We start from the raw sequence: 22,299 nt of genomic DNA, 5'->3' as shown, positions 1-22,299 counted from the left end.
TTTGGAATCTTGTGGCGGCGCTCTTCATTAACCTTGTAGGGCATGCGGCTCTCGGTTTCAGAAGACCGCCTCTATACCTTACCCCTGACTTGGCACGACACCCCGGTCCGATTTACGCACCAACGTCGAGCTTAAACCACCTTGTTCTGGGTTGCAGCCCTTGCCGCTGACGTAAAGACAACGTTAACCAAGGCATTCTATCATCTGTAGTTGCGTTTAGGCATCGGCATCGAGCAGCCGGTGATGAGACTACGCCACAGTGAACCCAGCGTAGCGAGCGTTAAGCATCGTTGAATGAGCCCACTTGCACGGCGAAGGTGGGCATCCGATATGCGGGAACCACACAGAAGATATCGAGTTCTGACAACCGACGCTCCCAAGCGAGCGTCGCGAATTCGACATCTGCGACACCGATCGTCTCATATGAAGCATGATCTGTGGCTCAAGGAGACCTTTTCTGAATGACAGCGAAGAACAATGCTCTGAGCTTCCAGCCCGGTGAAACGGTCGTGTATCCCGGCCATGGCCTCGGGGTGATCACAGGGATCGAGGAACAAGAGGTTGCCGGGTTCAAACTAGACCTCCTTGTGCTTTCACTCGACTCGGGAAAAGTCACGGTCCGCATTCCCCTAGCCAAAGCGAAAAGCAGCGGCTTGAGAAAGCTGTCTGAGCCGGCCGTCGCCAACCAGGCACTCGAGATCCTGAGCGGAAAGGCTCGATCCAAGCGTGGCATGTGGAACCGCCGGGCGGCGGACTATCAGGAGCGCATGGGGAGCGGGCAGTTGACGGCCGTCGCAGAGATTCTGCGGGATCTGAACCGCGGGCCGCAGCAGGAAGAGGCGTCCTACAGCGAACGACAGATTTTCGAAGGCGCCCTGGATTTCATGACGAACGAGATCGCAGCAGTAAGACAGATAACGGAAACCGAGGCCCGCAAGCTCATTGAGCAGGGTCTAGCCAGCGCTCTCCGTTCCAGCAAACCGGCTGGGAGCGAAGCGGCGGCATAACCGCATGACACACAGTCTCTGTTCGCGGTGCTCAAAGGAGAATAGGCCATCGGCGCCAAAGCCAGGCAGAGGATGGGGAGTATAAGCAGCGCAGCTCGAAGATCCATGAGGCACCACTCAGGGGGCCGCGGAGTTCAAAGCCCCAGCCTGACCGCCTCGGATATGTCCTCGCGTTGCGGCGACAAGTCGGCTGCGAGCGCCTGCTGGAGAATCCTGTCTCGGATCTCACGCTTCATGCTCCCAACCCTGCGGGCTAGGGCATAGACATGATCCTGCAGGGCTGTCACATCCGCCAGGACCTGGAACGGCGGTTCGGGCGGGAGCGGCAGTGCTGCAATCGCCAAGTTGTCGTCGCGCAGCCGCTGCAGTTCAACCTCGAGCATGTCTGATGTCTCCTGAGCCTATCCAGAGCTGCCGGCTTCTGAATTTTGGGCACACGACGCCCAAAGCTACTGGGGCATGACCACGGTCAGGTAAGGGGCTGAAGGCTTCTCGTTGATCCCAACCGGACCGGGCACCTGGTTCCTGACCGGCTTCAGGCTCTTGAGATAGCCGGCCAGAGCTTTGGCGTCGGCATCCGTGAGCTTGCCGTAGGAGTGGTACGGCATGATTGGCACGAGCTGCCGACCGTCGGGTCTGACACCGGTCCGCACTGCCTTGATAATATCGGCCTCGCTCCACTTACCGAGCCCGGTCTCGGGATCAGGGGTGAGGTTGGGTGGGTAGAAGATACCAAGGCCCGGGATCTGGAAGCCGACCTCCGATCCGGCCAGAGGACGCTGCATGTCAGGCTTGCCGAGGAAAGTGCCGGGCGTATGGCAGCCGGTGCAATCCATGATGGTCACCAGGTACTCGCCGCGTTGCGTTTGGCTCTGTGCGAAGGCCGGCGGGACTGACATGAGGCTACCGGCTGCCAAAGCGGCCCAGATGATTGGTCTCATGGAGCTTCTCTGACCGAAGTTGAACCCAGCCAAAGTGCCAGATGCTAGGCAGGAGTGAAGTGCGCAGAAGGTGTAGATGACTCTATGCGAAGGCCAGGGACTTCTTGTCGAAACTCTCACCGCACTTCGCCTCAGGCCAATGTGGGACTGAACTCCTGATAGGTCTGCGGAGGCAGCAGGTTCCATGAAAATGTTCAACGAAATTCGGGTGTAGGCGCAAAGTCAAAATGTCCTAAGACGCTCGCCAAGCGGCACGGGATCGATCTGGCGCTGGATGCTGGCCGAAGCAATCCGGACCTCCTTTGTAGCGACCCCAGTCCGACCCGTACGCCGCATCAGTTTATTCGCCAACGTCAGAGGTCCCTAATTCAACTCTGTCCGCAGCTTCGCGCCCCGTCTCTGAGCTTCCTTGAGGTAATCGACCACGACAGATGGTAGCTCGCGCCGGTGGCCGGAGGCCCGTCGCTGGAACGCATCAAACTCGCCCTTGCGGATCATCGCCGCCTCAAAACTCAGTCCAAAACGGTCCACAATATCATCAACCGTATCAGTCGAACTGAGGAGGTAGTTGGGAGCCAAGAACATCGCAGCAAAACGTCTCGCCTCACTTTCCTCTTTCTTGGCGTCTAACAAAGATCTTCCAGCTGTCGTTTGAGTCGTGCTCCTGGTGCGAACACCCGAGTGTCGCATGGCGAAGTGCGCAATTTCATTTGCGATGGCCATTCGGGCTCTTGGCTCACCTCTCTGCATGGCACCAACGACACTCTCACGCATCCGCAGGAGGCCTTTTCGGGCATCCCATTGCGCCTCTGCATCGGGCATCTCGGCGTCTGGTACCCGCTGATAGTTGAAGTGCCGAAAGCTGGTACTAAGCTTCTGGATCACAGCCATCATGTCGAGGCAGCTCTGGTTCTGAATACCGAGTTCCCTTCGGAGAACTTTTACCCGCTGCTCAATCTCTTCATCCGTGACATGCCGCAACATATCGGGCCTCGAAATCATAGCGCCTACTAAATATAGAATATTGCGCGTGGTCTGGGTTTGCAATCCCCCCTCATGGGAGCAAGGTCGGGTGCAGAGCATTATCGGCCGTATGACACGAGGCTCGGATCATCACGCCTCTCCCGGTTGGCTGTCCCAGAGGCCATCTTAACACACCCAACCGTGGTGGCTGGCGAACGCTGCCCGAGAACAGGGTTTATCGCCTGAGCTTTTCCAGGCCCAGATCACGCCAGAGCCAGGTGAAGTCATAGCTGGCCATCGGATCGTCCGACAGGCGTCCGCTCTTCGTCTGGTTCTCGATGTATTTCAGCCAGTCCACGAGCTTGCGCCGGCCTGCAGCGGATTGGGCCGCTGCCCGTGGGCTCAGATCCCCCAGCGCCGGGATCGGCTCGTCGAGGGTCTTGCGGTAGTGGTCGGTCAGAGCGCCATGGACCAGTTCGGCCTGCAATTCGGCCGGAAGGTCGCTGGCCTGATCCAGATGGTCGTCCCCGTCGCGCCCAGCCATGGCCTGTTCGAGCGTTTCAATCTCGGTCAGAGCCGGCCCGACCAGCGCCCCGGCCAGCTCAGCCAGGATAGCCCTCCCACGCTCGGCCCGCTCGCGGGAGTTCGCCTCCAGCAGCAATGCCTTGTCGGTCAGCTCGATGGTGCCCAGGACCGTGTCGCCGGTGCCGAGCGTCACCCGCACAGACGGGCCTTGCTCTGGGACGAACCTGCTCGCCGGCTTGCCTGAGGATTTCCGTTTGGCAGGCTGCCGCTCGATCCAATTCCAGAAGCCTTCATTCTCCTCCTGGAAGGCTGGAACGGTGCGCAGGCGCTCCCGGAGCTCGCTGGCTGCGCCTTCTGAGCGCAAGGGAAAGCGAACCCGGCAGAAGATCACCTCGTCGCCATCGCTGTTGAGAATGGTCGGCAGGCTCTGATCGAGGGCTGAGGCCAGGGCATCATCCAACCAGATGTTGCTGAAGGTCGGCGCGGCTGTCGCCATGAACAGGAGATCGGCGATCTGGCCATCCTCCCGGGTGGACCTGGGTAGCTGGGCTTCCTTGGTCAGCTTGCGGAACTCGCGCCGGGCCTGCTGCCTGGCCGCCTTGAGCTCGTCCATGAGCAGAGTGGCGGCGCTTGGGCGGAAGGGCAGGAGACCTCCGGCCAGGATGTTCTTGCCCGAGACCTCAATGATCCGGGCACCGATCTTGTCCCAGAGCTTGAGGCTCCTGGTGGCCGAGTGCTCGCTGACCCGGATCGGCTCCCCGCCGCGCAGAAGATCCCGCGCCAGGAAGGACTGGCCGGGCACGATCTCGCTGACCTCGTACAGGCTCATGCAGGAGTCCCGCAGCGCCTCTATGTAGCGCCGGTTGCCGGCGCTTTCCTTCCAGCCGCGGCGCCTGAGATAGTCCTCGACGATGTTGCGCCCGTCCGGCTCGATCGCCTGAGTCAGAAAATCCTCGAAGGCGCAGCCCCACAGGGTCGTGGCCGCGTGATCGCCGATCACCTCCGCAATGTCCTCAAACTCCATCTCGTAATCTTCGCAAGCCGGACCGAGGTGCAGGTCCAGGACGTCCGCAAACGGCTCACGCCATTCCTCGTGTGTGAGCCATTTCATGAGACCGGAGAGGGAATGGTTGCCGAGCATGGTCATTCGATCCTGGTACGACTACAGGAGAAGCACTGGCGATCTGGCGTACGGTGACTGCGTTTCCTCAGGACAAGAGCGCTTTGAGACCAGTGTATCGCTGCGGACCTGCCGATCAAGGTTGCTTCCTGAGGCACTCGCAAGCACTACTCCAGCGGTTCAGGCAGCTGACGTGCTCTCCTCATTGGGGAGCGCGCAAGGTTTGTGCAATAAACCACACCAAACAGGGCAAATTCAGAACTATACCTCTGAGACGCTGTCGGTTTCTTGGTTACGATACGCGTGAAATCAATCATAATTTGTCAATAAGATCACGGTTTTAGCCGCGTTATTCGTCCTCAACCAACGATCAGTACTATCGAACAGCGGGCATTAGTCTGACATCCGACTGCTGATGGCTTTGGGGGACACGCCAACCGAGGTTACGTGCAAAAGCAGCGTTCGATTGGATGCTTCTGGACCAATGTTCGCCCGTCGCCCAAGTTACCGAGGTTTGTTGCACAAAGCGTGCGCGCTCCCCAGTAAGCACATCACCGAAGCCGCAACGGCTCCTATGGAATCAGGTCGATTTTGGGAGGGGAGGAGAGGGACCCGACCAGAGTGCAAACCGCTGATGATGGGGCTAGAATCCCCTGAACAGGACACCAACCCGGCCGAGCAATTCCATGACAGACCGCACCACACTCGCCCGCCTCGGCAAACTCGTCGCTGTTGATGTCGCCACGGGACACCCGGGGGTGAACAGTTGGGCCGCATCGCAGGTCCTGGGAGCACAGCCAGAGGCCATCCTTGATCTGATCGAGATGCTTGTGACCGAAGGGCGCAAGGCCAAGCCCAACCAGCAGTTGGTCGCCGCCTACGTCTACATGATCGGCCAGGCGCTGGAGTTCATCCGGATGGACTTGGAGAACGGACGAGCATCGGCCCGAGAGCTGGCTGACGCCGTCCGGCGAGCCTTGCTGCAGGCGGGAACCTCCGGCCGGGTCGAGCCAACCCTGCTCATGATGATCCTGATGCAGTTTTCGAACGCCAAGCTTGACCCTGGTGCCGAACTCCAGCGCCTCATGGCGGACCTGTTCGAGCAAATCAGCCTTGAACAAGGAGCGGGCCGGAGCGATGGCGATTTCGACGCTTACCTCAAGGATCTGGTAGAGGGGGTCGGCGGCGACCCGTTCGCGCTCCACGCCCAGATGCTGGAGATGGCGGGGGCCCTCCCGGCCGACCACCGCACCACCATGGGCATCACGCTGCTTCGGACGGATGAGGCCAGCGCCCGAGAGGCCGTTGTGGGATGGCTGCTCGACCCCTCGGCCGAGGTGCGGCATGCGGTGGCCTCCGCCCTCGCACACGCGGCCCGCCAGGGGGCTGTTTCAGGCAGCATGCTCCGGCGCCTGATTGTGCTCCGCAATTGGCTGCCCGAGAGCGATCGCCCCGGGCTGGATGGAGCTATTCAGGCCTGTCGGCGCACGGGCGTGGAGTGCGCGTCCTGGCCCCAGTCGCAGGTCTATGATGCCCTGGCCTCTGGGATCGATGGAGCGGGAGCCCAGAGCCTCTTCGTTCTCGCCCGAGAAGGTCGTCAAAGGGCGATTGGATGTTTGCTGGTCAAAGCCGGGATGGGGGTCCGTGACGCCTGGGCGCGCCACGGGCTGACCCGCGCCGAGATGGAGGAGTTTTTGGATCAGGTTGCGGGCGGGATCGAGGTATTTCCCATCAGCTTGGAGTATGTGCGGCTTGCGGCAGCCCACGCCCTCGCCGTGAACCTGGCATCCGAGACAATGCCGCCGTTTGCGTTGTTGGACTTTGTCGAGACGGCGGACCTGCAGGGGTTACAGCCTGAGGCCCTGCCGCTTGAGCGCCTTTTGGCCATGCTCGAGGCCGAAGCTGATCCGGCCGCGCTTGGTTCACCCGCCGAGCTGCTGGCGCGGAGCCGTGCGGTGGTCGACCGGTTCGACTTTCTCGACTCCTGGTTCGAGGAGGGCGCGACAGTCGAGCAGTTGCTGGAGGGCAAGCGGATGGCCCGGGCAAAGCGCGTTGCCCTCGTGCGAGAGAGCCTGTTGCCTGAGCACGCGACCAAGTGGGGTGACCGGCTTGCTCGGACCGCATTGTTGCTGCGCCATTGTGAGGATGAGGAGCCCTGGCAGGAGTTCTTCGTGACCGCCAAGGAGGTTCTGGCGGGCCGTGCGATGGCTGAAATTCCATTGATGAGCCGTGTGGCTGAGGTGACGGTGGATGCTTACATCGCGAGCCGATTGGCGGAGCGCATGATCGGCAGACGTGGCGTATAGCCAGGGCTCACCCATGAGGCTGGCTTAGGATGAGAAGGGCGAGCACGGGCTCCTACGGCAGAGGGCACAATCGACATAGCTGCGGCGTAGGCTGTGCAGGCTCACGGGCTTGTCGATCTCGGCCAGGCGGGCGACGGCAGGGTAGACGCGATAAGGTCGGGCCGGGCAAGCAACGATTCCCTGGCGCTTCAGGGACTGTCGGTGCTGCACAGCTCCGCCTTTCTTTGGCACCATCCCGCTGCGACGGTTCAGGCTGCCATGCGTCGATACCTGCGATTTTTCTGCCTCCGCCTTCTCGGGGTCACGCTCGTCAGCTTCGTCCTGCATGCCGGAGTTCACGCAGAACCATGTGGCGCGCCATCAAGACCTCTGAAGACGCCAGACCGGGGCCTCGCCGGCCCATGTGGCGTCTATGCGACGATTCCTGCGCAGGATGAGTATGGGCGGGATCAACTCGCAATGTTCCATTCCTGGAACCCGGACCCGGTGGGAAACCACGAGACTAATCTCCGAACCCTCCACCCGGTGCTCGCTCGCGTGGTGCAGAAGACGAAGGCCGACAATCCCAACTTGCGCTTCGTGATCGGCTCCGGTCGGCGCGACGGTCGGCTCCAACGAATGGCTGTAGCTTGGGGCTGGTCCCGGACGCAGGATAGCCCGCACCGGACGGGCAGGGCAGTCGACTTGTGGCCGCTCGACCGGGAGAGCCGGATCTCCTTTGACCCGCAGGCCCAGAACCGGATCGCCGTCGCGCTGCGGAAGGCTGCCGCAGAACTGGGCGTGCCGATCCGCTGGGGTGGCCGCTTCCACGGCTTCAAGGACATGGACCGGTCGCACTTCGAGCTCGTGCCGCCATAAGCAGCACTTGTGTGTAAATCAGGATCGAACACGGACCCCTGAGCCGACTGCCGTTACGCACTTGACGTTGCTGGCGAATTCGTAACGTCGGCGGGGTCATCATCGGCGCCGATCGTGACCCCGCGGGATTTCCATTTTGAGTCGCTCAACCCAGGCGTTGTACTTCCCGCGCGAGGGGTCAAAGCTTCGGTGCCGATTCACACCTCGGCAAGTTGGACGAAGCGCGAACATCGCTCCGACAGCATCCGGTTTGGCGCGATTTCGAGCCAAACTCGCCTCGCGTAGGCCCTCAACACTTTCCACAGTCTGACGCCAGAGCAATTGGATTGGCATGACGGCATCAATCATCAGCTGAGAGATGGGCGGTGTGGCTAGAGCCTTGATCTTCTGCGAGTTTCTGCTTGCTCCATGGCGCATCGCGTCCAAGAAACCGATAGTCTCGGAATAGCACCGTTCTAAGTTTGTCCTGTTTGGCGCGGTTTATTGCACAAACCTTGTGCGCTCACCAACTACTTCACTGCTGCCGGATAAGGATTCGTCTGAATGCCCGTTGCTCTAGCCCGAGCAGCAGCGCCGTCTCCAGAACAGGCTGAGGTCCCGTGGATCGGCTCGTCCCATGCATAGGGCGCCGGACCTACGGGTGCGGACCACCAAGCGGCTCTGCCGTGTGCATAGGGTCTGCGGTCCTATAGGACCGCCTCTTGATTACCCCTGCCACGAAGCGTGAGGGCATCGCCCAGCATCTGAACAACATGCTCCTCGTTGCCCTCGTGCAGTACAAACGGAATGTTCTGCCTCACAAGTGCGTCGATGAGCGGTCCATGCCCATCGCGCAGTGGCAGGCTCACCAGCGTGGCGTCAATCGGACGCTGGCCGAGCAGGGCGAGGGCCTCGCTGCCGGTTGCTGCGATGGCCACAGCAACGCCTCCGGCTTCATCGATCAACAGATCAAGGTCAGCCGCCACGAAGATGTCATCGGAAACGATCAGCACCTGCACACCGTCCAGCGCTACCTGCTCAACCTCATCGATCTCAAGCAGCATATTGACGGCTCCGACGAGAGCGCCGGAAGCATCCCACAGCGGGGTCGGATGAGGAATGAACGGAACACGCGTACCATCCAGCCGTTCGGCGACAGCCTGGGTTCCCCGGACGATGCGGTCTTCCTTGAGCGCAATCGCCATCGGGCACTCGTCGTGCGGCAGGGGCGTGCCATCCGGCCAGTACAAGCGCCACGTCACGCACCATTGATCGATGCCCAGCCGTGCACGGCGACCTGCAAACTGTACGGCGGCTTCATTGTAGAAGGTGATCCGCCCCGCAGCGTCTGTGGTATAGGCCGGGGCCGGGAACGCATCGAGCAGCTTTCGGAATGTCCGCTCGCTCTCGCACGCGCTTGCTTCAGTCCCGTCACAGATCGCACTGATGGGACGAGCCTCGCCGTTGGCGAGTGCTTTGTTGTACTCTGTTACCAGTCGCTCAAAGTCCGAGCCAATAATTCCGGCTCCCGGTTGCTCTGCCATCGTGGCACCCGTTCGGGTAAGCAGGTCAGATCAGTGGGAGAAGCACGGCTTACATGGTAAGCGTGAGGAGCTCAAACAAGGACCGGGAGCCCAAGACGAGGGCGAATGCGGCCTCAGGACTTCCTTCAAGGTGGACCAACTCATCAGGTGGTCAGCGCCGAGCGACACTGAAAAAGTTGACGGGCGAGGCCTCACACGACAGGTGGCATGTCGGACCGGCATCCTGCGACGGGAGACTGCCTATCCGCGCAGACTACGGGTTCGTCAGCGTAAGCTCGTCCAGGCGCACGACCTGACGGCGCACGGGTTCGCCGTTCTCACTCCGTAGGGAAAGCGTCACCGTGCGTTCCCACCAATCCACATCGATCGTGCCGAAGTTTGGGGCCCCATAGACCGCGCCGAGCCGGTTCGGGCCAGCCTCCCGGTTGCCAGGAAAGACCTGATTGATGCCGCTCGAGGTGATCTCGATGAGGGCATAGGGCGCGGCCGTGGTCTCGCGGTACAAGGCGCCGACGTGGCGATCACCTGACAGCAGGATCACACCGCCTGCTGCAGTGGAACGGATGAGATCGTAGAGGCGCTGCCGCTCGCGGGGAAAGTTGCCCCAGCGCTCCCAGCCGTGTCCCTCCGCCACAACTTGGATGGACGACACAATGAGGCGCACATCGGCGGGTTCGCGAAGCCGCTCGGCCAGCCAGGACCACTGCACCTCGCCTAGCATCGTCTTGCCCGAATCCTCGTCCGGCAGATAGCGCTCGCGACCGGCGGCATTGCGCTGGTCCGTGGGCTTGAGAGGCGAGCGGAAGAAGCGAGTGTCAAGCAAGATGACTTGAACCCGCTGCCCGTCGGGGCCAAAGGTCTGACTGTGGTAGATTCCCTCGCGCTGGTGACGCGGATCAGTCGGCGGCACATTCCAGAACTGCAGGAAGAGCCGCTGGGTCTCGGCGCGGCCGGCGAAGTCCGCTCCCGCATCATTCTTGCCGTAGTCGTGGTCGTCCCACGTGGCGAGATGCGGGATGGTGCTCCTGAGCCGCGCCATCCCTGGCACGCGGGCGGCTTGGGCATACGACTCTTGCAGGCTCTGAATCAGCTCCCCATCCGGAACGTCACGCCCGTGACGGACATCGCCATAGACGTTGTCTCCGGCGAACAGGAAGAGCTGGGGCTGGTAAGCCAGCACGGCATCCCAGATCGGCTGAGGCTTCTCCTCGTCGGCACAGGAGCCGAAGGCGATCCGTGTGAGAGGGGAGGGCACATCCTGAGCTCGAAGAGGTTCGGGCAGCAGCAATCCGAACAGCATCGCGAGAACGAGAAGCGGCATCTTGGCTCCCTCCACCCGGTGCAGTTTCTCTGAGCCGAATGGCCAGGTTGTGGCAGGCGATCATCAGATTGGGTTCGAAGGCGACATGGCTTTCGATGGCCGTCGCGGCTGCTTCGCGGTCAGTGGTCGGCATACCGGGTTTACCGGCTCCGATGCATTAACCTTAGCCAATAAGAAAAGGTGGCCCATCAAGGAGCCGATCTGTTGTCCCTGTTCAAGCGCCGCCGCTTTCGCGTCGAGATCATTCTGCTGTGCGTGCGCTGGTACTGCAAATAAGGCCTCAGCTATCCCGATTGGGCCGAGATGATGTAGGAGCGTGGTGTCAGCGTCGGTCCAAGCACCAACTTCCACTGGGGGCAGCATTACGCCCCGGAGATCGAGAAGTGGGTCTACCAATATCAGGGGCATCGCTCTAGCTCATGGCGCATCGAGAAGGCCTATGTGCGGGTCGCCGGGAAATGGAAGGACCTATTCCGTGCCGTCGACAAGCATAGTCAGCTGATCGACTTCATGCTGTCCGACCGGCGCGATACTGGAGCGGCCTATCGCTTCCTGCGCAAAGCCCTGAGGACCATGAGCGGCTACCCGCCATTATCGATCACGCCTGACAAACTGGCATCGTACCAGGACGATCTGGCGCCTGCAGTAGGAAGCCTGCTGTCGAAGAATGTCGAGCAGCGCACCTCGAAGTATCTCAACAACATCATCGAGGCCGAACACGGTGCGCTCAAGCGCGTGATCCGGCCGACGCGCGGCTTCCAGAGGATGAGAACGGCCTTTGTGACCCTGAAGAGCTTTGAGGTCATGCGCATGATCCGCGGCGGTCACTGCGTCCTGACCCAGCTCGGGGCGACAGGCGAGATCCGTCTTGTGAACCAGCTCTTCCGCCTAGCGGCCTGAGTGATCCGTTCCACTGGGCTCAGTATGCCCTTTCCCGGTTAATGCAACAAAGCCGATTTACCGTGGCATCGCCCCTACACCGACTTGCCTTGGCGACCGCACTTCCCCGCCGCGTTTTCCCTGGTCCGTGCCGGCGCTAAACGCGGCAAGCAGAAAGGCGCGGAGAGCATCGATCCGCACCAGTCTGCCATCGCCCGCCGGTGGTGGCGGAGGCAATACACCAGGCACGAAGCCCAGCCGATCAAAGGGCCTCAGGAGACCGGGATCGTGAGCGACCACGTGGACGGGCACGGCCCTCGAGGCGCCAGGTCCCGCTATTACCGGTGCCGGCTGGTGATCCCCAAGCACCAGGACCAGCGCATCGGCAGGGATGCGGTCGGCCAGAAAAGCAGCAACGGCATCGATCGAGTGGCCGATGGAGAGCGCATACTGGTCGCGAACTGCTTCGGTGTTGCGCCAGACTTCCCGTGGCTCAGGTGCGCTGTCTGCCCAGCGCGCATAGATGGTCCCGTCACCAAGCTTCTCCCAGCCCACCACGTCGGGCACCGGCAGCCAAGGCGCATGGCTCGAGATCAAGGCGAGCATCGCAAAGATTGGTGGTCGGTCCGGTACCTCGAGTTCACGCCGGGCAAAGAAATCGAGCGCGAACTGGTCGGGCACGACACCCCAGTAGAAGTTCGGCCCGCGATAGTTCATATCCGCAGCGACATAGGTCGCATCGTATCCGAGCTTGTGGCCCTCCGGCCAGGGCAGAGTGATTGCAGGCATGACCTGGGCCGTGCGCCAGCCGGCCCGCCTGAAGTCATGCACAAGGGTCCGCGGCAGCTCGGTCAGGAATAGCGCGTACAGTGTCTGATCATCGATCCAGCGTCCAGCCGAGAGCGTGGCGTGGTTGAGCCATGACTGGCCACCGGCAGTGGCGGCCAGGAGACGGCCCGAGGAGACGCTCAAGCCTGCTTTCGCAAGTCGCTCTCCGAAAGCCCACAGGCGTGGTCGCACCGTCGCGCTGTAGCGCTCATTATCGAGGGCCGAAACCCCATAGCTCTCGATGAAGATAACCATAACGTCGGTGCCCGAGAGGCTGGAGAACAAGGCCGCATCATTGATCTGAAGGGTGGGGTCATTAGCGAGGTCCGCGCGGAATGCCGCCTGGCGCGCCAGGGTCGAAGAGAGGCGCCCCGCCTGTTCCACAACGATGAGGCTTGCGGCACCGCTGATCGGACGCCAAGCTATTATATCGGCCGGAGCCAGTCCTTGCACTGCGGTAAGAGCGAGCACGATGCCCGAAATGCCAGCAAAGGCTTGGCGCATGGCCACTTGGCGAAAGCCCCGAACCAAATAAGCAAAGAGGTGTACCAATACGAGGTGCAAGGCTGCAATCATCAGGGCGCCACCGGCGGCGGCGGGAATCACGTAGGCGGGGCCAAGCATGACCGCGGCGACATGGGCCGCAGCCGGAACAAGGGCCAGATCGAGGAAAAGATTTAGGGGTCTACCCACCATAGTCTGGGCCGTAAGATCGGCGGCCCGGATGACGAAGAGCAGGATCACCGAGCCAGAGAGAACGTGCAGTGCAATTCTCGGCACGTACCCCGCCCAAGCCTGTCCAAGAGCAAGCATGGCTAAGATGGCTCCGACTTCCAAAGCCAGCGCCCAGTGGAGCGGCCCGAGGAAGGCCGCGCTGTCGGAAGGCAAGTTGACGAGCAGTGACAGGGCGAGCCAGACCATGAGCAGTATCGCGACCGCCCTTGCCAGCGCATTAAACCGGCTAGGCATAGGCGCCTTGTCGTGCGGCTGGCCGTTCTCGAACAAGCCAGACTAGATCGGTCGTGAATGACCAAATCAGGGCCAACAAAGCCAAAGCCGCGATCCAATCACTTAGCGGTGGGACCACAAAGGGAGTCAGAAGCGGAAGCAGTGCCGTGCCCTGGAGAGCGCATACCACCTTACGGCGCATGGAAGCCGGCAGCCTACGCCTCAGCACTGGCGAGAACTGACGCGCCACGAGAAAGGCATAGTAAAAGCCACCAATTGCGAGGACCCACGCGCCGGCTTTGCCGAGCAGAAGGGCCGTGCCCGCAAGGAGCGTCAGTAGGAGCGCATCGACTTCGATGTCGAAGCGGGCACCAAAACGAGACTCCAGCTTCAGTCGGCGGGCGAGACGACCGTCGATGCCATCCAGGGACAGAGATAGAGCGGTGATGGCGAAGAGGAACCAGCCGAGGTGCTGAAGGTCTGAGCCGCCCTGCAAGGCGGCATCCACAAGGAGCCCTGCAAAGACGCAGTTCAGAATGGCGCGGGCCAGAGTGACGGCATTGGCCGGTCCGAAGCCCAGGTGATTGTGGTGCACAGCAATCTTTTGATGGACGATGCCGGCGAGCACGAGGTATGGCGCGAGTGCAGCCAGCAATACTGCCGGTCCAGAGCCGCAGGTAGCCGCAAGCACGATTGCAAGGACGATCAGCGCGATACCGCCCCAGAGCAGAGGAAGGCCGGCACCGCAGGTATCGCGGCTCCGGTCAGGGGAGAGAATCCTCCGCAGCGCGTCCATTGCCGTACCTCCCGGGGATTGATGTTTGCTGATCGAATCAGTGACGGGACAAAGTGGTGCCTCCAGCGCGGAACCGATCACAGTGCAAGCGTGGGCGCTATTGCATTAACGTGTCAAGCTGCAGGATATGGTCCCCCTGAGGCAGGTGGGCGGGCCACAGCTTGTGCCTCATGAAGCCAATGCAACCGAGCCGCTCCGAACGTGTCCGACGTAGCAGGATTCAATGCCGTTTTGAGTTCGCTGACATTCGCCAACGACGCAATGCTGGAGTAATCGGGTCAAGCGGAGAGTCGACGGGCATAGATGTCGCCCGAATTCGCTATACGTGGAACTTCCCTTAGATAGCGGCGCATCTCCTGGGCCGTGACGCCGCTCGGAAAGTCAAGTGCCTGGCTCTCTCCAAGCGAAACATTGTAGCTATAGTCGCCGATCTCCTCCAAGCGATCCAGGCATGCGATCGCAACCTCCCGCGCAATCGTCGTGAACTCGAAGGACAGGGCCGGTACAGGGGTGGTCAGGCCCGATAGGACGACGTGCTCGTAGCCTTCAACATCGATCTTGATGAAGGCAGGAACGCCATAGGTGTTGATAAGCGCGTCAAGTGTCGTGGTGGGAACAGTGATAACTCCATCCCAACACTGCCCCTCCCAATTCTGCGCTCCCTGCGCAGCCCTGACGAAGTCATCGGATATGGTTGACACGGTGGGGTTCTGTGAATTGATGTGAAGGGGCAACTCACCTTCCTTTCCCGCCGCGGCCTTGCGCAGCAGCGTGATGGCCCGATCTCGGCCGAACAGAAACTGCAGGATCGCCGCTGGGCCGGGCTGCGGCTCCAGTGCGACAACCCGCGCGCCGAGACGGCGGAATGAGGTAATGCGATCGCCCACATGAGCGCCGATATCGAAGACCAAGTTGCCGGGCTTCACGAACTGCGCGTAAAGACCATCCATACGGCGATGGCGCTCACGGTCTCCATGGTAGACCATAATGGAGCGGAGAAGAGCGAACCAGGAGCGTAAAGATGCCACCATTTGCCCTGGATCTCCCTACCTCCGGCGACGGCTTTATTGGATGAGTTTTGTGGAGCACAAGCTGTAGCGCAACCTCCTGCCTCAGGAAGCATCATATTCCGCATCATGATGTGTTAATGCAATAGAGCAATCATGCGGACGATGGTTTTGCCCGTCATCGGGATTGTCGTTGAGGGTAGGCATCAGCTCAAAATTCTCTCCCCTTTACTGTCCGAAGTCGTGGATGTCGCTTGCCTTGTAGTCGGTATTGTCCATACGATGCCGGTAGACTAAGCGGCGGGAACCGGCTTCCGCAGCGAAGGCGACTGCAAGCGCCTCCTCCTCGATGGCAATGGCGGGATCATCGGTGTTGTTGAGGATGAAATACGAGAAGGCCTCGCACTGGTCCGTTATGTCGATGCTTCGGCGCAGGACCGACAGGCGCGCGCGGGGTTCTCATGGCACAGAGTGAGAATGTTCGCCGAACTGCCCTGAGGGGACGTCTCTGTCGGCAGCGGCCTTTGCGAAGCCAGAGACGCGAGCAAGCCCGTCGGGTACGCCCTGCAGCATCCAGAGCCCTATCAGGATGCTCTTGAATCCGAAGACGGTCCATAGCGCGCCGATGGCGACGCAGGCGAAAAGAAGCGCATTGACCAAGCTCTAGCCACCGGATGCGAGAACGGTACCAAGCCATGCGACCAGCCTGAGGCAAGTCGCCAGATTGAGCGCGACCACGACCCAAAGCCGGCGTACAACAGCGCTTATGGACTGCAGGCTCGCAGGCGTCATATGGTTTGGGAGAAGATCGGGAAACGCGGGGCGACGTTTCGGCAATCCTGGTCGGTCGCGGGTCGCTTCGGGCAGCCCAACGGTGTTCGAGAAGGGCAGCTAGATATGTGTGGAGAGCAGCGCATGAAAAAGTTCACGTCTGCGCTCTGGATAACCCGGGCTTTCCAAGCAGAATTGAAGGATGCCCCCGAGCCGGCGCTGAACGAAGGCGACATCCTCGTCAGGACGCAATGGTCCGGGATCAGCCGCGGCACCGAACGCCTCGTATTCGAGGGCCGGGTTCCTGCCTCCGAGATCGGGCGCATGAGGGCGCCCCTGCAGGAGGGTTGCTTCCCGTTCCCAGTAAAGTACGGCTACTGCGCGGTCGGTATCGTGGAGCAGGGTCCATCCGAACTCATAGGCCGAAGCGTCTTCGCCCTACACCCCCATCAGAACCTATTCGCCATCCCGGCGAGCCTTGCGACTCCTGTGCCGGAGGGCATTCCCCCCAGGCGCGCCGTTCTTTCCGCCAATCTGGAGACGGCCCTGAATGCGATCTGGGACGGCTGTTGCGGGCCGGGCGATCGGATTGTCGTGGTGGGAGGAGGTGTGGTCGGTCTGTTGACAGCCTATCTTGCGGCCCGCATCCCAGGAACGGAGGTCACGCTCGTCGACCTCGAGCTTGGTCGCCGCGCCTTCGTTGAGCACCTGGGCGCATCATTCGCTGAAGCCGACAACGCGCCCGGCGACGCCGATGTCGTGTTCCACTCCTCTGCCTCGGCACAGGGGCTGAACACGGCGCTTGCATGCGCGGGCTTCGAAGCCCGGGTCGTCGAGATGAGTTGGTACGGGTCCGCTGCCGTCGACGCGTCCCTGGGCGGCGCCTTCCACAGCCAGCGGCTGCAACTCGTCTCCTCTCAGGTCGGGCATGTCCCGTCGTCACGACGCGCTCGTTGGACAACCAGGCGGCGCCTCGACGCCGCCATGCGTCTCCTTGACGACCCGCGCCTCGACATCCTGGTGGCCGAGGAGGTCAAGTTTTCCGCACTGCCCGAAGCGCTTCACGACATCCTCTGCGATGCGCAAGGTATCCCGCCCGTTGTCACCTATTCCTGACGCAGCAAGGATGGTCCCATGTATGCCGTCGAAGTTCGCGACCACATTATGATCGCCCACAGTTTCCGGGGGGCGCTCTTCGGCCCGGCGCAGAAGCTCCACGGCGCCACCTTTGTGGTGGACGTGGCATTCCACCGCGAACATCTGACCGAGGATGGCGTCGTCGTCGACATCGGACGCGCCCACGACATCCTCAAGGAGGTTCTCGCGCCGCTGAATTATCGCAACCTTGACGATGTGCCGGAGTTCGCAGGAAAAAACACAACGACCGAGTTCCTGTGCCGCCACATCTTCGACGCCGTCGCTGCGGCAGCCCGAAAGGGCGAACTCGGACCGGGTTCAGACGGGCTCGCGGGTCTACGGGTCACGTTGCACGAGTCCCATGTCGCAAAAGCCTGGTTCGAAGGGCCGATATCCGATGATTGAGGCGACCTTCGCCATCCCGGGTGACATAACGACCCCAACGGGCGGATATGCCTATGACCGGAAAATCCTGCGCTGCATCGGCGACCAGGGCATCGTGCTGCACCATCTCGTCCTTCCGGACAGCTTTCCCTTTCCCAGCGTGGATGACCTCGAAGCAACGGCACGGCTTCTCAGTCGTTTGAACGGGACGCTCCTTATCGATGGGCTCGCCTTCGGTGCCCTGCCTGCGAGTATACTGTCCCAGATCGAGGCTCGGATCGTCGCGCTCGTGCACCACCCTCTGGCTCTTGAGACCGGGCTCGGTGCCGATGATGCCGAGCGTCTCCGGATCCTTGAGCGGGAGGCCCTGAAAGCCGCGTCGGCCATTATCGTCACCAGCGAAACGACAGCCGCCATCCTCGCTTCGGACTATGACGTGCCCAGGGAGACGGTTGCTGTTGCCATCCCTGGAACGGCACAGGTGCACCGGGCGGTGGGCAGCGGAACCGGCCATGCGCTCCTTGCCGTCGGCTCCGTCGTTCCCCGGAAGGGATACGAGGTCCTGGTCGAGGCTCTCGCGCGGCTGGGCAACCGGCCCTGGTCGCTGACGATCGTCGGCGCCATGGATCGCGCGCCCGATTACGTGCGGAGCCTTCGCGCCCGGATTGATGAGGCCGGGCTGTCGGACCGTATCCGATTCACCGGCGCCCTGCCGGACCATGCGCTGCCCTCGCTCTATGACAAGGCCGACATCTTCGTCCTCGCGTCCCACTTCGAAGGCTATGGGATGGTGCTGACCGAGGCCCTCGCCCACGGGCTTCCCATCGTGTCGACGACGGGTGGGGCAGCCGCCAAAACCCTTCCTGACGCTGCCGCCCTGAAAGTCCCGGCAAGAGATCCTGCCGCACTGGCGGAGGCTCTGGCATCTCTTCTCGATGACGGGAAGCGGCGGCGTGCACTGGCCGATGTCGCATTCTCCTATGCACCCAATCTTCCGGACTGGTCGGAGACGGCCGCCATCGTCGCGGCCCAGCTGAGGCACGGCAAGACATGAGTGGTTTCGATCCGGAATGGCTATCGCTGCGTGAGCCGGTCGATCACCGGTCCCGCGCGCGTGGGCCTCGAGACGCTTGCGCTCGTTACTCTGGCGGCTTTGAGAGGATCACGGTCCTCGACCTCGGCTCGGGAACCGGGTCCAACCTCCGCGCTTCATGGTTCCACCTGCCTGCCTGGCAGGACTGGTGCCTTGTCGACCACGACCCGGCTTTGCTGGAGGCAGCGCGCCGGATGCTGCCGACATGGGCGTGCGCCTCCCGGACCGACGGAGAGCGTCTCGCGTTAGAGCGCAGCGGAAAGACCTTGACCGTGTCCTTCGAGCGCGCGGACCTGATGACGGATATTGAGGGTCCCATCGCGCGCCGGCCCGACCTCGTCACCGCCGCGGCGTTCTTCGATCTCGTCTCCTGTGCGTGGATTGATCGTTTCGCTGATGCCCTAGCCGATTCGCGACTCCCGCTCTATGCAGTGCTGACCTATGACGGCAACGCGCGCTGGGAGCCCGGCCACCCCATTGACGCCAAGGTCAACGCGGCCTTCAACGAGCACCAGACCCGCAACAAGGGACTCGGGCCGGCGGCCGGGCCACATGCGACGCGGCACTTGGTTGCGGCATTGCGGGCGCGAAGCTATGCCGTCGAGATCGGAGACAGCCCCTGGTTGCTCACCCGCGACGACAACAGGCTGATCCAGTCGCTTGCGAATGGGATCGAACAGGCCGTAGGCGAGACCGGTCTCGTTCCGGGGGAGACCCTCGCTGCATGGCGAGAGGCGCACAGCCATCCAGAGCGGTGCGAGATCGGCCATGTCGATCTCTTCGCAAGTCCCATGTGATGCTTTCTCAGCCGCGCCACATACGCTCGAACACACCATCGCGCCGGACAGACCTGTGCCACAAGGCAGCGCCCACATGCAGCGCGAGGATTCCCGCCATGAGGAAGACTGCGCTCTTATGCCAAGCGAGCACAATCTCGGCTTGTTCCAGGTTCCGCTCAACGGAGATGGGAATCGGTATGGTCCAGAACAGGCTGACTGGGGCGCAGCACATAGCTGTTCCCGTATAGCCCAGGACTGGTACGGTGACGATCAGCGTGTACAGAGCGAGATGGGTCGCACGCGCTGCAATCTTCTGCCATTCCGGCATGGAGTCGGGCAGGGGCGGAAAGCCCTGCGCCACCCTGACCACTACTCGCATCACAGCGAGCGTGAAGACAATCATGCCGAAGGACTTGTGCACTTCGTAGAGGAAGTTCTTCAGCATTCCATCCTCGAGCGAGACCATCGTCAGGCCTATCGGAATGAGCCCCAGCAGGATGAGCGCCGCTATGATCCAATGGAGGAACCGAGATCCTCCGGAATATACGGCGGGGCCGCCATTCATGGGACTGCCGTGCTCGTGCTTCTCAGGTCGCAGTCGAACAGGGTGTCGCCATCAGCGAACACGTGGACATGGGTCATGGGACGCAGGGCTCCGTCGAGCCCGTCGATCGGCGGCAGCGACAGTCCTGCCATGCCGGATCCGATGATCATCGGCGCGACCAACATGTGCAGCCTGTCCACGCAGCCTGCCGCGATGAACGTGGAGATCGTGCGGGCGCCGCCCTCAACGAGGATCTTGCGCAAGCCGCGCTCGTGGAGCTTCTGAATAATCTCATGGGGCGAGATTGTCCCATCGCGGGCTTCGATGATGATTTCCTCGACTCCGGGCAAGGTCACGGAGACGTTTGCCCGAATAGCAATGCGGCGCGCGCAGGCCGAGCGAACACATTGCGCCGTTTCGGGCAGGCGTCCACGCGGATCAATAAAGACGCGCGCCGGGTTCCGGCCAGGGACACGCCGGACGGTCAACATCGGGTTGTCCGCGATCACGGTTCCCACTCCGACGACAACAGCGTCCACATGGGCGCGCAACCGGTGCAGATGATCGAGCGCGCAGGTTCCATTGATGTAGCGGGAAGCCCCTGTCGGAGTCGCGATGCGCCCGTCGAGACTCTGGCCGAGTTGGGCGACCACGAACGGCTTGTCTTCAGGCGCCGTATCGATGAGTTCGAACGGGTCTTGGATAGGAGAGGGCACAGAGCGGATTGTCATAGGGGGATGGCCGCTGTTCATGATCCCAGTGTCCCGTTCCTGTTGGATCGGTTCAGATCATCGGTAGTATGGCCCAAGCTGCTAAAAAGTCATAGAGTGCAACTCCTTGGAGTTTCATCTCCTTGCGGCTTCGCCATTATGCATCTCTCGGGGAAATAATCTTATGGCAGACATGGCCTCGGGTATAAGTTTGTTCGCCGACCAAGCCTGCGTGAATGTCGAACGCGCAATTTCCGACTTTCGAGCTGGCCGACCTGTCCTTGTCCGGACAGGAAGCGAGACACTGCTTGCATTTACAGTGGAAGGGCTTGATCCGCGCATGGTCGACGCACTTGCGGCCTTGAGCGATGACCGCGCCCGTCTCCTTCTGACCCCGGCTCGCCTTCGCCATCTCGGCCTCAATCGCACCGGTGCCGCATCAGTGCCCATGCCGGTCATCGACCTCGACCGCGTAGGCAATCTCGCGCTTAGGAAAGACGGACGCATCGACGCGCCGGTGGGGCCAGTATCTTGGCTCGATGAAGCAGCCATCGAGCTTGCGCAGCTATCGCTCGTGCTGCCTGCCGTGCTTGCAATCCCTCTTGTGTCGCCCTTCTCCACGCTGCAGGGCCTCCTCAGCGCCACGGCCGAGGACATTCTCGCCTATCGTTCCCGCAACATCGAGGATCTGCGCATTGTGAGCCGGGCGCCGGTGCCGCTGGAAGGCGCTCCCACCAGCGAGTTCGTGGTGTTCCGTGGCGGCGAGGGCCTGCGCGATCAGGTGGCGATCGTCGTCGGCAGGCCGGATGTCTCGAAGCCGGTGACCGTGCGGCTGCATTCGGCTTGTCTCACGGGCGATCTCTTCGGCAGCCTCAAATGCGATTGCGGCGACCAGCTGCGCGAGACCGTACGCTTCATGGCGGAGCATGAGGGCGGCATCCTGCTCTATCTGGACCAGGAGGGGCGCGGGAACGGCACCGTTGCATTAACCTTGGCAGTTTAGAGGAATGCGGCCAGTCGAGGAGCCGCCCTGTTGTCACTATTCAAGCGCCGCCGCTTTCCCGTCGAGATTATCCTGCTGTGCGTGCGCTGGTACTGCACATACGGCATCAGCTATCGCGATCTGGCCGAAATGATGCAGGAGCGTGGGGTCGACGTCGACCCATCCACGATCTTCCGTTGGGTTCAGCGCTATGCTCCGGAGATGGAGAGGCGGATCCGACCCTATCGGGGATCTCGCTCAGACTCCTGGAGAATGGACGAGACCTACATCCGCGTAGGGGTAACTGGAAATACTTGTTTCGCGCGGTCGACAAGCACGGCCGGTTGATCGCGTTCATGCTATCCGATCGCCGTAATACCACCGCCGCTTATCGCTTCCTGCGCAAAGCTCTGAGGACGGTGAGCGACTATCCTCCCTCATCCATCACGACCGACAAATGGGCTTGGTATCCGAAGGCAATTCGGCGCTTACAGAACGAAGGGCTGCTGCCGCAGGATGTCGAACACCGGACATCAAAATACTGAACAACATCATTGAGGCGGATCATGGTGCGCTCAAGCGCGTGATCCGGCCGACCCGCGGCTTCCAGAGGATGAAAACCGCCTCCGCGACGATCAAAGGCTTTGAGGTCATGCGCATGATCCGTCGCGGCCACTGCATCCTGACAGGCCCCGGCGTGACAGGCGAAATCCGTCTTGTGAACCAGCTCTTCGGTCTTGCGGTCTGAGCGATCTAGATCCTCGACACAGTGATTTTGACCGGTTGGCCTGCCGTCTCTTGTGACGGCACTTCGAAGCGGTGCGGGATCTGCAAGTGGATTGATCCCCATTGGACGGGGCCTCGGTACCAGATGCGA

At 61.6% G+C, this 22,299-nt stretch carries 19 protein-coding genes and 3 pseudogenes; 10 read left to right on the top strand and 12 right to left on the bottom strand.

Annotated features, from left to right (window positions below; all coding sequences use genetic code 11):
• The first annotated feature begins 461 nt into the window (after window positions 1-461).
• Window positions 462-1,007, top strand: coding sequence for a CarD family transcriptional regulator (locus FS320_RS20455; RefSeq protein WP_152713788.1), 546 nt, complete (start codon window positions 462-464; stop codon window positions 1,005-1,007).
• 134 nt (window positions 1,008-1,141) lie between these two features.
• Here FS320_RS20455 and FS320_RS20450 read toward each other — a convergent pair whose 3' ends face one another.
• The 4 genes from FS320_RS20450 to FS320_RS20435 form a co-directional block, all read right to left on the bottom strand.
• Window positions 1,142-1,390 carry a hypothetical protein gene (locus tag FS320_RS20450; protein WP_152713787.1) on the bottom strand — a complete coding sequence of 83 codons (249 nt, stop codon included), beginning with the start codon at window positions 1,388-1,390 and terminating at the stop codon, window positions 1,142-1,144.
• A gap of 66 nt (window positions 1,391-1,456) precedes the next feature.
• A complete protein-coding gene (locus FS320_RS20445) occupies window positions 1,457-1,948 on the bottom strand; it encodes a c-type cytochrome (RefSeq protein WP_152713785.1) in 492 nt (163 codons plus the stop codon).
• Between the two features lie 363 nt (window positions 1,949-2,311).
• Window positions 2,312-2,932, bottom strand: a complete 621-nt coding sequence (locus FS320_RS20440) for an ImmA/IrrE family metallo-endopeptidase (RefSeq protein WP_162003485.1) — start codon at window positions 2,930-2,932, stop codon at window positions 2,312-2,314.
• A gap of 214 nt (window positions 2,933-3,146) precedes the next feature.
• A complete protein-coding gene (locus FS320_RS20435; protein ID WP_152713781.1) occupies window positions 3,147-4,583 on the bottom strand; it encodes a DUF7986 domain-containing protein in 1,437 nt (478 codons plus the stop codon).
• Between the two features lie 659 nt (window positions 4,584-5,242).
• Here FS320_RS20435 and FS320_RS20430 point away from each other — a divergent pair.
• Window positions 5,243-6,862 carry a hypothetical protein gene (locus FS320_RS20430; protein WP_152713779.1) on the top strand — a complete coding sequence of 540 codons (1,620 nt, stop codon included), beginning with the start codon at window positions 5,243-5,245 and terminating at the stop codon, window positions 6,860-6,862.
• 24 nt (window positions 6,863-6,886) lie between these two features.
• Here the strand turns inward: FS320_RS20430 and FS320_RS46025 are convergent, their stop codons facing one another.
• Complete coding sequence (locus FS320_RS46025) at window positions 6,887-7,189, bottom strand: hypothetical protein (RefSeq protein ID WP_152739159.1); 303 nt, start codon at window positions 7,187-7,189, stop codon at window positions 6,887-6,889.
• Between the two features lie 132 nt (window positions 7,190-7,321).
• On the opposite strand from FS320_RS46025, the gene FS320_RS46020 reads away from it, so the two are divergent.
• Window positions 7,322-7,720 carry a M15 family metallopeptidase gene (locus FS320_RS46020; protein ID WP_152737969.1) on the top strand — a complete coding sequence of 133 codons (399 nt, stop codon included), beginning with the start codon at window positions 7,322-7,324 and terminating at the stop codon, window positions 7,718-7,720.
• A gap of 938 nt (window positions 7,721-8,658) precedes the next feature.
• Here FS320_RS46020 and FS320_RS48080 read toward each other — a convergent pair.
• A pseudogene (locus tag FS320_RS48080) lies at window positions 8,659-9,147 on the bottom strand (PAS domain S-box protein); the annotation flags it as partial.
• A 349-nt stretch (window positions 9,148-9,496) separates the two neighbouring features.
• Window positions 9,497-10,564, bottom strand: a complete 1,068-nt coding sequence (locus FS320_RS20415; protein ID WP_152713773.1) for an alkaline phosphatase D family protein — start codon at window positions 10,562-10,564, stop codon at window positions 9,497-9,499.
• A gap of 324 nt (window positions 10,565-10,888) precedes the next feature.
• Between FS320_RS20415 and FS320_RS20410 the strand changes: the two are divergent.
• Window positions 10,889-11,464: pseudogene (locus FS320_RS20410) on the top strand (IS6 family transposase); the annotation flags it as partial.
• A 57-nt stretch (window positions 11,465-11,521) separates the two neighbouring features.
• Here FS320_RS20410 and FS320_RS20405 read toward each other — a convergent pair.
• The 3 genes from FS320_RS20405 to FS320_RS20395 form a co-directional block, all read right to left on the bottom strand.
• Entirely contained in the window at window positions 11,522-13,240 is a 1,719-nt protein-coding gene (locus FS320_RS20405; protein WP_152713770.1) for an alkaline phosphatase family protein, read from the bottom strand.
• Entirely contained in the window at window positions 13,233-14,015 is a 783-nt protein-coding gene (locus tag FS320_RS20400) for a CDP-alcohol phosphatidyltransferase family protein (protein ID WP_152713768.1), read from the bottom strand. The genes FS320_RS20405 and FS320_RS20400 overlap by 8 nt, the downstream gene beginning before the upstream one ends.
• A 278-nt stretch (window positions 14,016-14,293) precedes the next feature.
• Entirely contained in the window at window positions 14,294-15,046 is a 753-nt protein-coding gene (locus FS320_RS20395) for an FkbM family methyltransferase (protein ID WP_152713766.1), read from the bottom strand.
• Window positions 15,047-15,937: 891 nt separating this feature from the next.
• Here FS320_RS20395 and FS320_RS20390 point away from each other — a divergent pair.
• From FS320_RS20390 to FS320_RS20375, 4 genes are read left to right on the top strand one after another with little or no spacing between them, the layout of a single operon-like run.
• Window positions 15,938-16,909 (top strand): zinc-dependent alcohol dehydrogenase, encoded by a 972-nt coding sequence (locus tag FS320_RS20390; protein WP_244627260.1) that lies wholly within the window; start codon window positions 15,938-15,940, stop codon window positions 16,907-16,909.
• Between the two features lie 18 nt (window positions 16,910-16,927).
• On the top strand, window positions 16,928-17,335 hold the full coding sequence (locus FS320_RS20385; protein WP_152713764.1) for a 6-pyruvoyl trahydropterin synthase family protein: 408 nt from the start codon (window positions 16,928-16,930) through the stop codon (window positions 17,333-17,335).
• The gene (locus tag FS320_RS20380; protein ID WP_152713762.1) at window positions 17,328-18,368 is read left to right on the top strand and encodes a glycosyltransferase; all 1,041 of its coding nucleotides are present in this window, start codon (window positions 17,328-17,330) and stop codon (window positions 18,366-18,368) included. The genes FS320_RS20385 and FS320_RS20380 overlap by 8 nt, the downstream gene beginning before the upstream one ends.
• Window positions 18,365-19,204, top strand: coding sequence for a small ribosomal subunit Rsm22 family protein (locus FS320_RS20375; RefSeq protein WP_152713759.1), 840 nt, complete (start codon window positions 18,365-18,367; stop codon window positions 19,202-19,204). Before FS320_RS20380 ends, FS320_RS20375 begins: the two co-directional genes overlap by 4 nt.
• Window positions 19,205-19,211: 7 nt before the next feature.
• Here FS320_RS20375 and FS320_RS20370 read toward each other — a convergent pair whose 3' ends face one another.
• On the bottom strand, window positions 19,212-19,751 hold the full coding sequence (locus tag FS320_RS20370) for a cytochrome b (RefSeq protein ID WP_152713757.1): 540 nt from the start codon (window positions 19,749-19,751) through the stop codon (window positions 19,212-19,214).
• A complete protein-coding gene (locus FS320_RS20365) occupies window positions 19,748-20,482 on the bottom strand; it encodes a RibD family protein (RefSeq protein WP_244627259.1) in 735 nt (244 codons plus the stop codon). Before FS320_RS20365 ends, FS320_RS20370 begins: the two co-directional genes overlap by 4 nt.
• 298 nt (window positions 20,483-20,780) lie before the next feature.
• Here FS320_RS20365 and FS320_RS20360 point away from each other — a divergent pair, with 298 nt between their 5' ends.
• Window positions 20,781-21,443 carry a hypothetical protein gene (locus tag FS320_RS20360; RefSeq protein WP_244627258.1) on the top strand — a complete coding sequence of 221 codons (663 nt, stop codon included), beginning with the start codon at window positions 20,781-20,783 and terminating at the stop codon, window positions 21,441-21,443.
• 30 nt (window positions 21,444-21,473) lie between these two features.
• A pseudogene (locus tag FS320_RS20355) lies at window positions 21,474-22,170 on the top strand (IS6 family transposase).
• The last annotated feature ends 129 nt before the right edge of the window (window positions 22,171-22,299 follow it).

It is taken from the genome of Microvirga tunisiensis, from assembly GCF_009296175.1.
Taxonomy (GTDB): domain Bacteria; phylum Pseudomonadota; class Alphaproteobacteria; order Rhizobiales; family Beijerinckiaceae; genus Microvirga; species Microvirga tunisiensis.
The sequence above is the reverse complement of the archived record's forward strand: the minus strand, read 5'-3'. Positions and strand labels throughout refer to the sequence as shown.